16 protein-coding genes are annotated in these 14,159 nt (G+C 59.4%); 9 read left to right on the top strand and 7 right to left on the bottom strand.

Annotated features, from left to right (window positions below; genetic code table 11):
• The first annotated feature begins 98 nt into the window (after nucleotides 1-98).
• A complete protein-coding gene (locus AB4N41_RS00400; RefSeq protein WP_041478438.1) occupies nucleotides 99-1,307 on the top strand; it encodes an ammonium transporter in 1,209 nt (402 codons plus the stop codon).
• On the opposite strand, the gene AB4N41_RS00395 is transcribed toward AB4N41_RS00400, so the two are convergent.
• Nucleotides 1,304-3,016 (bottom strand): cation:proton antiporter, encoded by a 1,713-nt coding sequence (locus tag AB4N41_RS00395; protein ID WP_236168505.1) that lies wholly within the window; start codon nucleotides 3,014-3,016, stop codon nucleotides 1,304-1,306. The two genes, AB4N41_RS00400 and AB4N41_RS00395, sit on opposite strands and share 4 nt — an antisense overlap.
• Nucleotides 3,017-3,214: 198 nt before the next feature.
• Between AB4N41_RS00395 and AB4N41_RS00390 the strand changes: the two genes are divergently transcribed.
• The 3 genes from AB4N41_RS00390 (at nucleotide 3,215) to AB4N41_RS00380 (ending at nucleotide 4,842) form a co-directional block, all read left to right on the top strand.
• Complete coding sequence (locus AB4N41_RS00390; RefSeq protein ID WP_122746645.1) at nucleotides 3,215-3,454, top strand: glutaredoxin family protein; 240 nt, start codon at nucleotides 3,215-3,217, stop codon at nucleotides 3,452-3,454.
• Between the two features lie 109 nt (nucleotides 3,455-3,563).
• Nucleotides 3,564-3,881 (top strand): hypothetical protein, encoded by a 318-nt coding sequence (locus AB4N41_RS00385; RefSeq protein ID WP_016770837.1) that lies wholly within the window; start codon nucleotides 3,564-3,566, stop codon nucleotides 3,879-3,881.
• A gap of 70 nt (nucleotides 3,882-3,951) precedes the next feature.
• Nucleotides 3,952-4,842, top strand: coding sequence for a pseudouridine synthase (locus AB4N41_RS00380; RefSeq protein WP_236168506.1), 891 nt, complete (start codon nucleotides 3,952-3,954; stop codon nucleotides 4,840-4,842).
• Nucleotides 4,843-4,924: 82 nt separating this feature from the next.
• Here AB4N41_RS00380 and AB4N41_RS00375 read toward each other — a convergent pair whose 3' ends face one another.
• Nucleotides 4,925-5,146, bottom strand: a complete 222-nt coding sequence (locus tag AB4N41_RS00375) for a YgdI/YgdR family lipoprotein (protein WP_016770600.1) — start codon at nucleotides 5,144-5,146, stop codon at nucleotides 4,925-4,927.
• Between the two features lie 78 nt (nucleotides 5,147-5,224).
• The gene (mobA, locus tag AB4N41_RS00370; protein ID WP_041478442.1) at nucleotides 5,225-5,827 is read right to left on the bottom strand and encodes a molybdenum cofactor guanylyltransferase MobA; all 603 of its coding nucleotides are present in this window, start codon (nucleotides 5,825-5,827) and stop codon (nucleotides 5,225-5,227) included.
• 81 nt (nucleotides 5,828-5,908) lie between these two features.
• On the opposite strand from mobA, the gene moaB reads away from it, so the two are divergent.
• Together moaB and AB4N41_RS00360 are read left to right on the top strand one after the other, a co-directional pair.
• Complete coding sequence (moaB, locus tag AB4N41_RS00365) at nucleotides 5,909-6,448, top strand: molybdenum cofactor biosynthesis protein B (protein ID WP_016770598.1); 540 nt, start codon at nucleotides 5,909-5,911, stop codon at nucleotides 6,446-6,448.
• Nucleotides 6,432-7,658, top strand: a complete 1,227-nt coding sequence (locus AB4N41_RS00360; RefSeq protein WP_252876685.1) for a molybdopterin molybdotransferase MoeA — start codon at nucleotides 6,432-6,434, stop codon at nucleotides 7,656-7,658. Before moaB ends, AB4N41_RS00360 begins: the two co-directional genes overlap by 17 nt.
• Nucleotides 7,659-7,717: 59 nt before the next feature.
• Here AB4N41_RS00360 and AB4N41_RS00355 read toward each other — a convergent pair whose 3' ends face one another.
• Nucleotides 7,718-8,026 carry a hypothetical protein gene (locus AB4N41_RS00355; RefSeq protein ID WP_172834003.1) on the bottom strand — a complete coding sequence of 103 codons (309 nt, stop codon included), beginning with the start codon at nucleotides 8,024-8,026 and terminating at the stop codon, nucleotides 7,718-7,720.
• A gap of 315 nt (nucleotides 8,027-8,341) precedes the next feature.
• On the opposite strand from AB4N41_RS00355, the gene yegS reads away from it, so the two are divergent.
• Nucleotides 8,342-9,259 (top strand): lipid kinase YegS, encoded by a 918-nt coding sequence (gene yegS, locus AB4N41_RS00350; protein ID WP_252876684.1) that lies wholly within the window; start codon nucleotides 8,342-8,344, stop codon nucleotides 9,257-9,259.
• Here yegS and AB4N41_RS00345 read toward each other — a convergent pair.
• The 3 genes from AB4N41_RS00345 to AB4N41_RS00335 all read right to left on the bottom strand — a co-directional run bounded on the left by AB4N41_RS00345 (nucleotide 9,243) and on the right by AB4N41_RS00335 (nucleotide 11,726).
• The gene (locus tag AB4N41_RS00345) at nucleotides 9,243-9,902 is read right to left on the bottom strand and encodes a response regulator (RefSeq protein ID WP_041478445.1); all 660 of its coding nucleotides are present in this window, start codon (nucleotides 9,900-9,902) and stop codon (nucleotides 9,243-9,245) included. The genes yegS and AB4N41_RS00345 overlap by 17 nt on opposite strands.
• Nucleotides 9,899-10,792, bottom strand: coding sequence for a sensor histidine kinase (locus tag AB4N41_RS00340; RefSeq protein ID WP_024013690.1), 894 nt, complete (start codon nucleotides 10,790-10,792; stop codon nucleotides 9,899-9,901). The genes AB4N41_RS00345 and AB4N41_RS00340 overlap by 4 nt, the downstream gene beginning before the upstream one ends.
• 463 nt (nucleotides 10,793-11,255) lie before the next feature.
• Nucleotides 11,256-11,726: a hypothetical protein gene (locus AB4N41_RS00335; protein ID WP_095182263.1), complete on the bottom strand. Its 471-nt coding sequence runs from the start codon at nucleotides 11,724-11,726 to the stop codon at nucleotides 11,256-11,258.
• 454 nt (nucleotides 11,727-12,180) lie between these two features.
• Here AB4N41_RS00335 and AB4N41_RS00330 point away from each other — a divergent pair, with 454 nt between their 5' ends.
• Both AB4N41_RS00330 and AB4N41_RS00325 read left to right on the top strand, forming a co-directional pair.
• Nucleotides 12,181-13,116 carry a chemotaxis protein CheV gene (locus tag AB4N41_RS00330; RefSeq protein ID WP_016770829.1) on the top strand — a complete coding sequence of 312 codons (936 nt, stop codon included), beginning with the start codon at nucleotides 12,181-12,183 and terminating at the stop codon, nucleotides 13,114-13,116.
• A 191-nt stretch (nucleotides 13,117-13,307) separates the two neighbouring features.
• The gene (locus AB4N41_RS00325; RefSeq protein WP_150637785.1) at nucleotides 13,308-14,114 is read left to right on the top strand and encodes an MOSC domain-containing protein; all 807 of its coding nucleotides are present in this window, start codon (nucleotides 13,308-13,310) and stop codon (nucleotides 14,112-14,114) included.
• Nucleotides 14,115-14,159: the final 45 nt, after the last annotated feature.

The following is a 14,159-nucleotide window of genomic DNA, read 5'->3' as shown; positions in this document are numbered from 1 at the left end:
ATCAACCCTGCCGTTGGATATTTGATGAGTCGTAATTTGGTGCATGAAATGCACACATGAACCGCTTTGGTGCCTTTTAGCCTTGGGTCTGCCTCCTCATGGAAAATCTGCAAAGCGCTGTGGACACGCTGGTTCACAGCTCCAACACGTTGTTCATTCTGATCGGTGCGGTGATGGTACTGGCGATGCACGCCGGTTTCGCCTTTCTGGAGGTCGGCACGGTCCGGCAGAAGAACCAGGTCAACGCGCTGGCGAAAATCCTCAGCGATTTCGCCGTCTCGACCCTGGCCTATTTCTTTATAGGCTATTGGATCTCCTATGGCGTCACCTTCATGCAACCGGCGGCGGTGCTCACGGCTGACCATGGCTATGGACTGGTGAAGTTTTTCTTTCTGCTGACCTTCGCTGCCGCGATCCCGGCGATCATTTCCGGCGGCATTGCCGAACGCGCGCGGTTTGTCCCGCAGTTGTGCGCGACGGCGCTGATCGTGGCGTTTATCTATCCGTTCTTCGAAGGGCTGATCTGGAACGGTAACTTCGGTTTGCAAGGCTGGCTGGCGGCGCAGTTTGGCGCGGCATTCCATGATTTCGCCGGCTCGGTGGTGGTGCATGCCGTGGGCGGTTGGCTGGCGTTGGCCGCTGTTCTGCTGCTCGGCCCGCGCAATGGTCGCTATCGCGATGGACGCCTGGTCGCGTTCGCGCCGTCGAGCATTCCGTTTCTCGCACTGGGCTCGTGGATCCTGATTGTCGGCTGGTTCGGCTTCAACGTGATGAGCGCGCAGACGCTGCAAGGCGTCAGTGGCCTGGTCGCGGTCAACTCGCTGATGGCCATGGTCGGCGGTACCGTCGCGGCGTTGATCGTTGGGCGCAACGACCCTGGCTTTCTGCACAACGGCCCACTGGCCGGGCTGGTGGCGATTTGCGCCGGATCCGACCTGATGCATCCGGTCGGTGCGCTGGTAACGGGCGCGATTGCCGGAGCCTTGTTTGTCTGGTGCTTTACCGCTGCGCAAGTCAAATGGCGTATCGATGATGTCTTGGGTGTCTGGCCGTTGCATGGTTTGTGTGGCGTGTGGGGCGGGATTGCCTGCGGCATCTTCGGTCAGTCTGCGCTGGGTGGCCTGGGCGGCGTCAGCCTGATCAGTCAGTTGATCGGCACTGCGCTTGGCGTCGCGGTAGCGCTGGTCGGCGGCTTCGTCGTCTACGGCGCGATCAAGGCATTGCATGGGCTGCGCCTGAGTCAGGAACAAGAGTATTACGGCGCCGACCTGTCGCTGCACAAGATCGGCGCGGTGAGTCAGGACTAGATTTCCTCATCATTGGCTCCGGGATAGAAACCGTGGAGCAGGCGATAGCGATCGATACGCACTTGATCGACCTTCTCCTGCACTTTGTGCGCGGGCAGGCCAAGCATGATCAGCGCGTGTGAAGCGAGCATCAGGCTTGACTCCAGAAGCTCCGGCACCACCTCGGTGGCGCCGGCGGCTCTGAGTTCCGCCGATTGGCTGTCGTCACGGGTGCGTACCAGAATCGGCACCTGTCGGTTGAGTCGCCGGGCTTCGCGCAGAATGCGCAACGCCACGTCACTTTGATCCACGGCAATCACCAGCAGCCTGGCGCGCAACAGGCCAACCGCAGTAAGCAGATCGCCACGCGCCGAGTCGCCGTAATGCACGTCGCTTTCCGCAGATGCGGCTTCCTGCACCCGCACCGGATCGTTGTCCAGCGCAACATAGGCTTGCCCGGCATTGCCCATGAAGCGGCCGATGGACTGGCCGACGCGACCGTAGCCGCAGATCACCACGTGCTGGTCGAGGTCGGCGTTGAGCGCGCTGATTTGTTCGATCTGCGCTTCCTGATTGGGCTTGCGGTGCAGCACGGCGGCAATGCGCGGCGCCGCACGCAACAGCAGTGGCGTGAGCAGCATCGAACAGAACGTCGCCGCGAGCAGCAGGGCGCCCGGTTCGGCCGGCAACAGGCTGTTTTGCTGCATCTGCGCCATCAAGGCAAAACAGAATTCGCCACCCTGGGCCAGGGCCAGGCCGCTGCGCCATGCGGTTTCGCTGTCGCTGCCGCGCCACTTCACCAGCAGCGCGACCACGGTGCCCTTGATCAGCATCAGGCCAAGCGTCAGGCCGATGATCAACAGGCTGTGACTGACGAACAGTTGCAGGTCGATGAGCATGCCGATGCTGACGAAGAACACGCCGAGCAGAATGTCGCGAAAGGGCCGGATGTCAGCTTCGATCTGGTGCCGGTAATGGCTTTCCCCGAGCAACATGCCGGCAAGGAAAGCGCCGAGTGCAGGCGACAGCCCCAGCAAGTGCGTGAGCCAGGCAGTCAGCAGCACGATCACCAGCGCCAGCAGGACGAACAGCTCCGCCGAACGCGAGGCCGCCACTTCATGAAACAGCCGTGGCAATAACCAGCGACTGGCGAGCAGCAGGCCGAAGAACAGCACCAAGGTTTTGCCCAGGGTCAACGGCAAGGCCCAATACCAGGCCTGCTCGCTGGTGCCGGCGAACACCGGAACCAGTGTCAGCAGCAATACCGCGACAACGTCCTGAAACAGCAACACGCCGACCGCGTTCTGGCCGTGGCTGCTGAACACTTCACCAAGACTGCCCAGCTCCTTGGTCACGATCGCCGTGGATGACAGCGATAATCCGGCACCGAGCAACAGCGCCGGCATCAGCGGCATGCCCAGGCCCATCAACAGGGTGCCGAGCAGCGCTGCGCTGATCAGCACTTGCTGACTGCCGAGGCGAAACACCACCTGACGCAGCGCAATCATCTTCGACAGGGAGAACTCCAGGCCTAGCGAAAACAGCAGAAACACCACGCCCAGCTCGGCGACATCCGGCAGATGTTCGCTCTCGTTGACCCAGTCGAATGCGTTCGGCCCGACCAGTAATCCCACGCACAGGTAACCCAGTACCGGCGGCAGTCGCAGGCGCCGGAACAGGGCAATCACCACCAGGGATGAGGCGAGGATGATCAACAGATTTGCAAACACGGGACACTCCGCTGTCAGGGCGTTGGCCTCTGAAGCGTAGAGGCAAAAAGTCCGCGAGGATGACGCATTTGCAATTTGCGCTGAATGATTTGCGTCAGGATTTTGCGCCGGGAGCGTTGGGGCCTTTGGGCGCCGCCGGGTCGACGAGGGTTTAGTGGCGTCCTAGAATGGGCTCACTTGTTTTCCGGTAATGCCGTCATGCCTCCTGAATGTCAGCTGTTCGGCACCCTCGGGTGTCACCTGTGTGAAGTCGCCGAAGCCGAGCTGATGCCCTTCGTCGAGCATGGTCTGCTGGTTGAACTGGTGGACATTGCCGAAGACGAATCGTGGTTCGAAAAATACAGCTTGCGCATCCCGGTACTGCGGCGCGTTGACACTGGCGCGGAGCTGGATTGGCCGTTCAGCGCCGACCAGGTGGTGGCATTTTTAGGCTGTTGATTTTGCCTTGATCCTTCCGCTGGTCGCAGCGATACATCCTTGCATTGGCGCTCGCTGACTTCTTCGGTTACTGTATGTCCATACAGCAATCGAGTCAGAGGGATGAACCGTGGTCAATGTCGAACAGTTGAAGAGCAGCGTTAACCGGATGTCGGTCGACGTGGTGCGCGAGGCCGTCCTCGAATTGCGCCTGGACGGGCTGGTCACGGAAGGCAAGACGCCGTTCAACAAGCTGCATTTCAACACCTGCTTTGCCGAAATCGAAGCCCTGTTTCAACGCGCCGGGTATCACAAGCAACTGGATGTGGTCGGTTATCAGGGCCTGCTGTATGCCTTGTACGATCCGGGTCGCTGGGAGGCGGTCGATGTCTTGCGCTGGCTGAAGGAGTTCACCGAAGCGGCGGCACTCAAGTCGATTCCGGCCTGATGAAACTGCGCTAGGTGGCTTTGCCTCACTGTTGGATAATGCCGGCCTGCATTGAGGATTTCTGTTTCGTATGACCAGCCCCGTATTTTCCGCTGCGCACAATCAGGCCAGCACCTTGTATTTGCCGCCCGGTCCTTGGCTGACAGTGCTCGATTGCCTGTGCGAGCACTTCAGTGCCATCGGCCGCGAGCAATGGCTTGACCGGATTGCTCGCGGGCGGGTGCTGGATGCGCAGGGCCAGCCGATTGCGCTGGACTTGCCGTACAAGGAAGGTCTGCGCATTCACTACTTTCGCGAAGTGCCGGACGAGAAGCCGATCCCGGTGCTCGAGTCGATTCTCTACGCTGACGAACATCTGGTAGTGGCCGACAAACCTCATTTTCTGCCAGTCACCCCGGCCGGGGAATATGTCGAACAAACCCTGCTGCGCCGGCTGATCCGTCGGCTGGACAATCCGCATCTGGTGCCGCTGCACCGCATCGACCGGCACACGGCAGGTTTGGTGATCTTCTCGGCCAACCCGCAAACCCGCTCGGCCTATCAGTCGTTGTTCCCGACGCGGCAGATCGACAAGCGCTATGAAGCGATCGCCCCGGCGCTGCCCGAGCTGAATTTCCCGTTGGTGCACAAGAGCCGTTTGGTCGATGGCGAGCCGTTCTTCCGCATGCAAGAAGGGCCTGGCGTCAGCAACACCGAAACGGCGGTCGAGGTGCGTGAGAAAAATGGTGATCTGTGGCGCTATGGCCTCTATCCCGTGACGGGCAAGAAGCATCAGTTGCGGGTGCACATGACGTCGCTGGGAGCGAGTATTTGCAACGATCCGTTTTATCCGACTGTGTTGAAAGATGTCGAGGACGACTACGCCAATCCGTTGAAGCTGCTTGCGCAGGGCCTGCGCTTCATTGACCCGGTGACCGGGGAATTGCGGGAGTTCGAGAGTCGAATCACCTTGCAGTGGTAATGCTGAAACTGCTTTCCGAGCGCCCATGAAAAAGCCCGCATGACAATGCGGGCTTTTCTGTATCCGGTAACGACGCGGAGCCTTACAGCTCTTTAACGGTACGAACCTGATCCTTGTTGATGCGGGTCTCTTTGCCGTCCAGCTGCTGGAACTCGTAGAAGCCCGAATCATCATCGTATTTCGGGGTGTCGACGGCCTGGATTTCGCGACCGTCATTCAAGGTGATCACTGTCGGCGAGGAGCAACCGGCGAGGGTTGCCAGGCCCAGTGCGAGCATGAAAGTGGCGAGGGTCCGTTGAGTCATGAGTGTGTCTCCGAATGGGAAATCTTCTGGTTACTGAGCTTGAGACGTAAACAAGGCGTGAGAGTTCCTTGGATAGTGTCAGTCTGACACAGTGTTGTGCAGATGTAACAATTCGGGGGTGTTGAGGTTGGCCAGTCGCGGGTCGTTGTCAGGGCATTGCAATGCGACGGCGCCGAGACTGCGCATCACCCTGCCCGGGCTGCGCTCGCCTGCATTCCAGGCTGCTTCGAACGCTGGCAACAGCGCCACCGGAATCACGCACAACAGCGGTTCCCAGTGCTCGCCGTGGCGCAGCATTAAAGGTTTTTCACGTTGCAGATCGGCAGTGGTCAGCATGGCTTCCAGCAACGCCGTGTCGATTCGCGGCACATCGCATGGCAACACCAGCAAATGCGCATGGCGCGCCGCTTTCAGTCCAGCACGAATACCGGCCAGCGGCCCGGGGAAATCGCCTTCATCATCCATTACCAACTGATCGGCAAACCCGGCATAACGCTCGCGATTGCGGTTGCACGAGATGATCAGATCGTCGGTCAGCGGCCGCACCTTGCGCTGCAGATGCGCGATCAACGGCTCGCCCAGCCACTCGATGAGGCCCTTGTCCTGACCGCCCATGCGTTGACCGCGTCCACCGGCCAGAAGCAGGACGGAGCAGGGTGGCAACGGGTTGTTCGAGGGCATGACGACTCTCCAGAGGGGCGGCGGAAAAATGAGCCGCTGTGATATAACACCGGGCTGTTTCCCCTACAACTGGAAGAGCCTATGAAAGCCAAGGCTGATGTACCTTTCGTGCCGCTCAATATTGCGGTGCTGACTGTCAGCGACACCCGAACCCTGGAAACCGATACCTCCGGCCAGGTCTTCGTCGATCGCTTGATCGCGGCCGGTCACGCGCTGGCCGAGCGTGTTTTGCTTAAAGATGATCTCTACAAAATTCGCGCGCAAGTCGCCAACTGGATTGCCGACGATGTGGTTCAGGTCGTGCTGATTACCGGCGGCACCGGCTTCACCGGGCGTGACAGCACACCGGAAGCGGTGGCGTGCCTGCTCGACAAGCAGGTCGACGGATTCGGCGAACTGTTCCGCCAGATCTCCGTGGCCGATATCGGCACTTCGACCGTGCAGTCCCGGGCCTTGGCAGGCTTGGCCAACGGCACGCTGGTGTGCTGCCTGCCGGGTTCGACCAATGCGGTGCGCACTGGCTGGGATGGCATTCTTGCTGAGCAACTGGACGCCCGTCATCGTCCGTGCAACTTCGTCACCCATCTGAAGCAGGCGGCGCCTTGTGAATCCCGTGGGTAAGCCGGGCAAGACCGGCAGTCTGCTGCCTGTCGAAACGGCGCTCGAGCGTTTGCTGGCCATGGCCGATGCGTCGCGCATTGTCGAGCGCGAGCACTTGCCGCTGGCTCAAGTCGAAGGGCGGGTGCTAGCTGAAGATCTGATCTCGACGCTGGATCTGCCGCCGTGGCCGAACAGCGCCATGGACGGCTACGCCTTGAACCTGGCGGATTGGCAGGGCGAGCCGCTGCCAGTCAGCCAAAAAGTTTTTGCCGGGCAGTCTCCGCAGCCGTTGGAACCAGGCAGCTGCGCACGCATCTTTACCGGGGCACCGCTGCCGGCGGGCGCTGACTGTGTCGAGATGCAGGAAAACGCCGAAGTTCAGGCCGACGGCCGAGTGCGCTTTCTTGAACCTATGAAAGCCGGGCAGAACATTCGTCCGCAAGGGCAGGAAACCACGGTCGGCGAATTGATACTGCAAGCTGGAACCCGGCTCGGACCGATTGAGCAAGGCCTGGCTGCTTCGCTTGGCTGTGCCGGGGTTAACGTCGTGCGCAAGCCGCGGGTCGCGGTTCTGTCCACTGGGGACGAACTGGTTGAACCCGGTCAGGCATTGGGGCCGGGCCAGATCTACAACAGCAATCGCGTACTTCTGTGCAGCTGGCTGCAGCGTCTGGGCTGCGAAGTCATCGATGGCGGAATTCTTCCGGACGATCTACCCGCGACGCGGGCGCGGCTGGGCGAACTGCAAAATGTCGATCTGATTCTGTCTACTGGCGGTGTCTCGGTCGGTGAAGCGGATTTTCTCGGCATTGCCTTGCGAGAGGAAGGCGAACTGGCCTTGTGGAAGCTGGCCATCAAGCCTGGAAAACCGTTGACGTTCGGCCATTTCCGCAACGTGCCGGTGATTGGCCTGCCCGGCAATCCCGCCTCTACGCTGGTGACGTTCGCCTTGCTGACGCGGCCTTATCTGTTGCGACGCGTGGGTGTGCAAGATGTCGAGCCGCTCAAGTTTGCAGTGCCAGCAGGCTTTGTCTGGCCGGTGGCCGGCAACCGTCGTGAATATCTGCGCGGGCGCTTGGAGCAGGGGCGGGCGATCATTTACCGCAACCAGAGTTCGGGTGTGCTGCGTAGCGCGGCGTGGGCCGACGGATTGGTGGAAGTCCGAGAAGGCCGCACGCTGAGCGAGGGTGATGCAGTGAGCTTCATTCCCCTCAGTGACCTTCTGGGGTAGAGCATCTCGCCCATGCACGCGTCGGCTGATACGCACGGCGCGTGCAACGAATGATTCGGTCAGTTGCTGATCAATGTCACCAACTGGTCGAATCGGCTGTTGGCCACCCAGCCCAGCAGTCCGAGGATGACAGCGGTGGCACCCGCCGAATACGCCAGGCGGTGTTTGATCGTCCGGACATCATTGAGCACTTCGTCCATATCGCGGCGCATGTATTTGAAGTGAGTCTCCAGCTCGCTGACTCGGGGTTCCATATCAAACTCTCCAGGGGTCTTGGCGCTGTTACAGAAGTCTGGTTTCTTGCTGGCACGACTTTCGGCGAGAGCGGCGACCGGGCTCACCGGTGCCTTGGTTTCATGGTTGTGCATGGAAGTTCTCGCCGATCGTATCAACTGCACGCTTGCTGGTTTCGCCATTGCTCGATTCATGGAAATAAATCGGGGGGTATCCGTTCATTACCGGCACATCCTTGTGTTATTGGGTTGAAGGTTGATGCTGCTGGCACACGGTGACCCAATGGTCGGACGGGGTCAATTAAGCCGATTCCTCTTGTTTCGTAAGAAAAAATACCGCTGTGTAGGACGCCAGCAGTTGGACGAAGAATTAATTGCCAGCGCGGTGGCTTTTTTAAGGCGCACAGTGGTCAAGATGTTTCAATCGATTTCAATTCTTGGAGTGACGTTATGAGTGAACGCCGGGCACTGCTGATCTTGCATGGCAAACAGGCACTCAACGAGGATGTCCGCGCTGCCGTCGAAGCCAAGCGTGAGCAAGGCTGGGAACTGGCTGTGCGAGTGACCTGGGAGGCCGGCGACGCCCAGCGTCTGGTCGAGGAAGCGTTGGCGGCCGGCTACAGCAAAATCATCGCCGGTGGCGGTGATGGCACGTTGCGCGATATTGCCGAGGCGCTGGCTCAGCATCCGCAAAAAGCCAGTCTTGTGTTGCTGCCGCTGGGAACCGCCAACGATTTCTCCCGCGCCGCCGGTATTTCCCTGGAGCCTGCCGAAGCCCTTGAGCTACTGGATGTTCAGCCCTCGGATATCGATCTGGGCGAAGTGGGCGGGCAGATTTTCCTCAACATGGCTACCGGCGGATTCGGCAGCCAGGTGACCGCCAATACTTCGGAAGATCTGAAGAAGGTCTTGGGCGGCGCCGCGTATCTGTTTACCGGCCTGACCCGGTTCAGCGAACTGCATGCCGCTTACGGCGAGTTGCAAGGCCCGGATTTCCATTGGCAGGGTGAGCTGCTGGCGCTGGGTATCGGTAACGGTCGGCAGGCGGGTGGCGGCCATGTGCTGTGCCCCGAGGCACAGGTCGATGATGGTTTGCTGGACATCAGTATCCTGCCGGCACCGCAAGAACTGGTCGGCACGCTGAAGAATCTGCTGAGCGAGGGCTTCGGCCTCGACAACATGTTCATGCGGGCGCGATTGCCGTGGGTCGAGATCAAGGTCGCCGAAGGGCTGAGCATCAATCTCGACGGCGAGCCGCTGGAAGGCGACAGTCTGCGTTTTGTTGCGAAACCCGCAGCGTTGCAGGTGCACTTGCCAAAGGACTCGCCGCTATTGAGTCAACTGACGCCAGTCAGTCATCAAGACTGATGATCTGCTCGCGCACGGCGAACAGCACCAGGCCCGCCACGTCATAGATCTGCAGGCGCTTCATGATCTGTGCGCGGTGGGTTTCCACGGTCTTGACGCTCAAGCCCAGGCCGTTGGCGATTTCCCGGGTCGATTTGCCGCGCACGATCAGGCGAAGGATTTCCAGCTGGCGCGCGGTCAGATTGTGCGAATCGGCGATGTCCGGCTGGCTTTTCTGGTTGCGGGTCAGTGCCTGATTGATAACGGTGTGAGCGATGGCCGGGCTGAGATAGCGTTCGTTGTTGCGCAGGGCTTCCAGCGCGTGCTCGAGCTCGGTGGCCGTGGTGTCCTTGAGCAGGTAGCCATGGGCACCGGACTCCAGCGCTTGCATGATCAGCGCCGGGTCGGTGTGCATCGACAGAATCAGCACTTTGCTCTGCGGCCGCACACGCTTGAGGCGTTGCAGCGCTTCCAGGCCACCGGTTTCCCGCATCGAGATGTCCAGCAATACGATGTCGGGGCTCAGTTGCTCGACCATTTCGAGCAATTGCGAACCATCACTGGCTTCGCCGATTACCGCGTAACCGGGAATATCCAGAACCAGAGCACGCACGCCGGCTCTGATCAGCGAGTGGTCATCCACCAGAAGTAAGTTACAAGTCAACGCATAACCTTATTCGTACTGGCCCGTTCGAGCGCTCGCGGCGCCCACGGGAAAAGTGCTTCGATTCGAGTGCCTTTGCCCGGCTCGCTGATAACGCTCAATGTGCCGCCCAACTGTTCGATGCGCTCGGCCATTCCGGCCATGCCGCGTTGACCTTCTCTGGCCGGGTCGGCCGCCGGGGCAAAACCCAGGCCGTCATCACTGATCAATAGCGTCAGACCTTGCGGCAATCGCTGTACCCGAATCAACAGGTTTTTTGCCTGTGCGTGCCGGAGGATGTTGGTCACGGCTTCCTGGGCAATGCGAAACGCGGCGACGGCCATTTCCTCGGGGATGCCGTTGAGCCGCTGCTGGCAATCGAGACTCCAGTTGACCGGCGTGTTGGCCAGTGTCTTGAGCAAGTGCGCACGCAGGCTGGCTTCGAGGCCCAGACTGGTCAATTGACGTGGATTGAGAATCGCCGAGACGTCACGCACCTTGGTCAGGGTTTCATCCAGTGTGTCGCAGAGCACCTTGCATTGTTCCTGCAGATCCTCCGGCAGGCGGCGTTTGAGCCAGTCACTTTGCAGCTTGGCGGCAGTGAGCAACTGGCCGATATCGTCGTGCAATTCACGGCTGAGGCGATGACGCTCGTTTTCCTGGACTTGCAGAAGTCGATCAGCCAGCTCTTGTGGTTGAAACTTGATCGATTTGCGTGACAAGCGATATTGCACCCAGACGCACGCGGTGGCGGCGATGTCGAGCGCCAGCAATCCCAAAGGAAGGCGTGCGGAAACAACATACGCCAGCAGACTGCCCAAGGTCGCCAGAACACACAGGACAAGTGTGAAGCGCCGGGCGTTTTCCCGAGAAGGTGGCCATGTAATGAGTGACTTGAGACTGGCGTACATAACGGATGGAGCCAATGGATGTTCGCTGCGGGCAGACCGACCGGTGACTGGCGGATCTCTGTGTGGAAATACTGTCAATTATGTTATTGATTCAAACCGCATTCATTAAGCGATCATTGACCGGCAATAACATCGAAAAGGTAACACTGAAGTCAGTATGCCATTAACCGGCAGGCAACTAACCGGCGGCATAATACCACTTAACATACCGTTGGTCGCGGTTGCTATATATGTCTATTCAGTCAGGAAATATCGGATCGTGGACGCAAGTTCCATATTGGAAAAAGCTGGAGTTGTTGTATTTGGGCCACTTCCATTTGGCTGGAAGTGTCGCTGGGTGCACACAGGGAAAACCCTGATGGCGGCACCTGAAAATTAGCCGTTGGTCGGGCTGATTATTTGCCCCGGATTGTCGCTTTCAGGCACGAAGTATTCATTTACGACAATATCGCGACTTACCGGCTCAAGCCTGGCGCGCGGTAAAGGATGAAGAGAGCAAACGTTTGCTCACCCTCTTGGGCTCGAACGAGGTTTGGCCCATTTGTGCCGCGAAGGCCTCGAGCAGATCAGTCTGTTCGCTTTTATCCAGGGTCAGTTGCCCGGTCTTGGGATCGACCAGCTCGAGCTGCCACGCCATCAAGGTCAGGCAGTCGCGTAACGCATCGAGGGCCTGCTCGTGCAGATCGACGTGGTCCTGCTGCAAATTGAGCAGGCTGTAGATGTGCAGGGAAAACTCGGAGATCGCTTCCAGTGCCAAGGCTTCGGCACGGCCGGCCAGCTTCAGCAGAGTGCCGAGCATGCAGTCGATGGCATCCTTGTCATTGCTGATCAGTTGCAGATGGCTCAGGCATTCTTCGGACTTGGCGAGAAGCGTTTCAGCCTCGACCAGAAATTCGGGGAAGCGTTGCGCCCAGTCTTTACGGTCGATTGGCATGTTCATCTCCACCACGTCGTGTTGGTTGACGGATGGCCGTGTGTGGCGACGATCGTGAATCGTCGGCAGATCGCGCCCGGCGGTGCAGGTGCACGGACCGAGGGGTTCCAGAGGGTGGGTTGCCACTGAATTGCGATCGCACACAATAGCCTGACTCCGTTCATGCAATGAGAATGGCGTCACAGTAATGGCTATTGGAAATGGCGAATATCAGGTTGGGCCTGATTGATCCTAGGGGAATCCCTTAGGCGCGGGAACCTAACGTGCAAACCGAGGTCGCGCCGCAATGAATCTAGCAGATGAAATCACGAATGCCAGTAAAGCATGATGTCAGTGTGACATCAATGGCCGTTTGTGGCATTTTTAGCGACGTGCTTTACAGCAATCAAGATTAGCTGAATGCAGCCGATAAACCCCCATAGTGAATTCATCAGAACAAGCCCAGGAGTCATTGATGGCCGGCATTCTCGACACGGTAGACCAACGCACGCAACTGGTGGGTGAGAATCGCCTGGAAATCCTCATGTTTCGCCTGGCCGGACGCCAGCTGTTCGCGATCAACGTGTTCAAGGTTCAGGAAGTGCTGCAACTGCCCAAGCTGACCCTGATGCCGCAGCGTCATCCCTTCGTCTGCGGCGTGGTCAATCTGCGTGGGCAGACATTGCCGGTGATCGACCTGTCCCAGGCAATCGGTATGCGCCCACTGGTGCCGGGCCCGAACAGCACGATCATCGTCACCGAATACAACCGTTCGGTGCAGGCCTTCCTCGTCGGCGGTGTCGACCGCATCGTCAACATGAACTGGGAAGCCATTCTGCCACCGCCGACCAGTGCCGGCCGCCAGCATTATCTGACCGCGATCAGCAAGGTCGACGATCAACTGGTGGAGATCATCGACGTCGAGAAAGTCCTCGCTGAAATCGTCCCGTACAACGCCAAGGTCTCGCGCGAGAAACTCGACGATCCGGTACTGGAGCGCGCCCGTGGCCGCGAAGTGTTGCTGGTGGATGATTCCAACGTAGCGCTTTCGCAACTGCGCGACACCCTCGGCCAGCTCGGGGTGAAAATGCACATTGCCAGCGACGGTCTGAAAGCCTTGAACATGCTCAAGGCCTGGGCCGATACCGGCGTGCATATGACTGACAAACTGCTGATGATCTTCACCGATGCGGAAATGCCGGAAATGGACGGTTATCGCCTGACCACGGAGATCCGCAACGACCCTCGCCTGCGTGGCCTGTACGTCGTGCTGCACACCTCGCTTTCCGGCAGTTTCAATGACTCGATGGTGAAGAAGGTCGGTTGCGACAACTTCCTCTCCAAATTCCAGCCGGACAAACTGGTCGACGTGGTGCGCCAGCGTCTGATGCTCGACGCCGTGCCGGCCTGAAACACGCACATCTTGCTTCCAGTGGGAGCGAGCCTGCTCGCGAAAGCGCAGGGTCTGACACATTGATGGTGAATGTGCCGGCCTCTTCGCGAGCAGGCTCGCTCCCACAGAAGTGTATTTACATTAATGACGGCTTTGATTCGGTATTGAAGCTCGTATAGGGTGGCGTTTTTCCTCCAAGGAAGCTGGCCATGCTGCGTCTGAGCGCGCTTTATCGTTACCCGTTGAAATCCGGCAAGGGCGAAATGCTGCAAAGCATTGAGCTGGACAAGCTCGGGCTGGTGGGCGACCGACGCTGGATGCTGGTGGACGAGGCCAGCGGGCGCTTTCTGACCCAGCGTGCCGAAGCGAAGATGAGTCAGCTGTCCGCGTTATGGAATGCCGGCGGCGGTCTGACTCTGAGCGCTCCCGAGCAGGGTTCTATCGAAGTCGCGCTGCCCGCGGCCGACGCCGAGCAGCGCGGTGTGACGATCTGGCGTGACACCCTGCGTGTGCCGGACGCCGGTGATCTAGCCGCGCGTTTTGTCAGCGACTTCCTCGGCAAGCCGACACGTCTGGTGCAAATGCCACTCGAGCGGGCGCGCACCACGCAGTCGGGTTTCGGCAAGGATGACGATCAAGTGGCGTTCGCCGACGGTTATCCGTTGCTGCTCATTGGCGAAGCCTCGCGGCTGGCACTCTCGGAAACGGTAGGGCGAGAGCTGGAGATGCTGCGCTTCCGTCCGAATCTGGTCATCGAAGGCAGCGCGCCTTACGCCGAGGACAACTGGAAGCGTATTCGCATTGGCGACATCGAATTTCGCGTGGTCAAGCCGTGCGCGCGTTGCATCATGACCACTGTCGACCCGCAAACCGGTGAGCGTAGCGCCGATCGCGAGCCGTTCGCGACGTTACAGAAACATCGCTCAACCGCCGATGGCGCGATGTTCGGGCAGAATCTGGTCAACGACGGCAACGGCCGCCTGGAAGTCGGCATGCCGGTGGAAATCCTCGAATAGGTTGTCGCTAAAACGAAAAATGCCCGGGTCTTTTGGACGCGGGCA

It is taken from the genome of Pseudomonas sp. S2_A10, assembly GCF_054668465.1.
The sequence above is the reverse complement of the archived record's forward strand: the minus strand, read 5'-3'. Positions and strand labels throughout refer to the sequence as shown.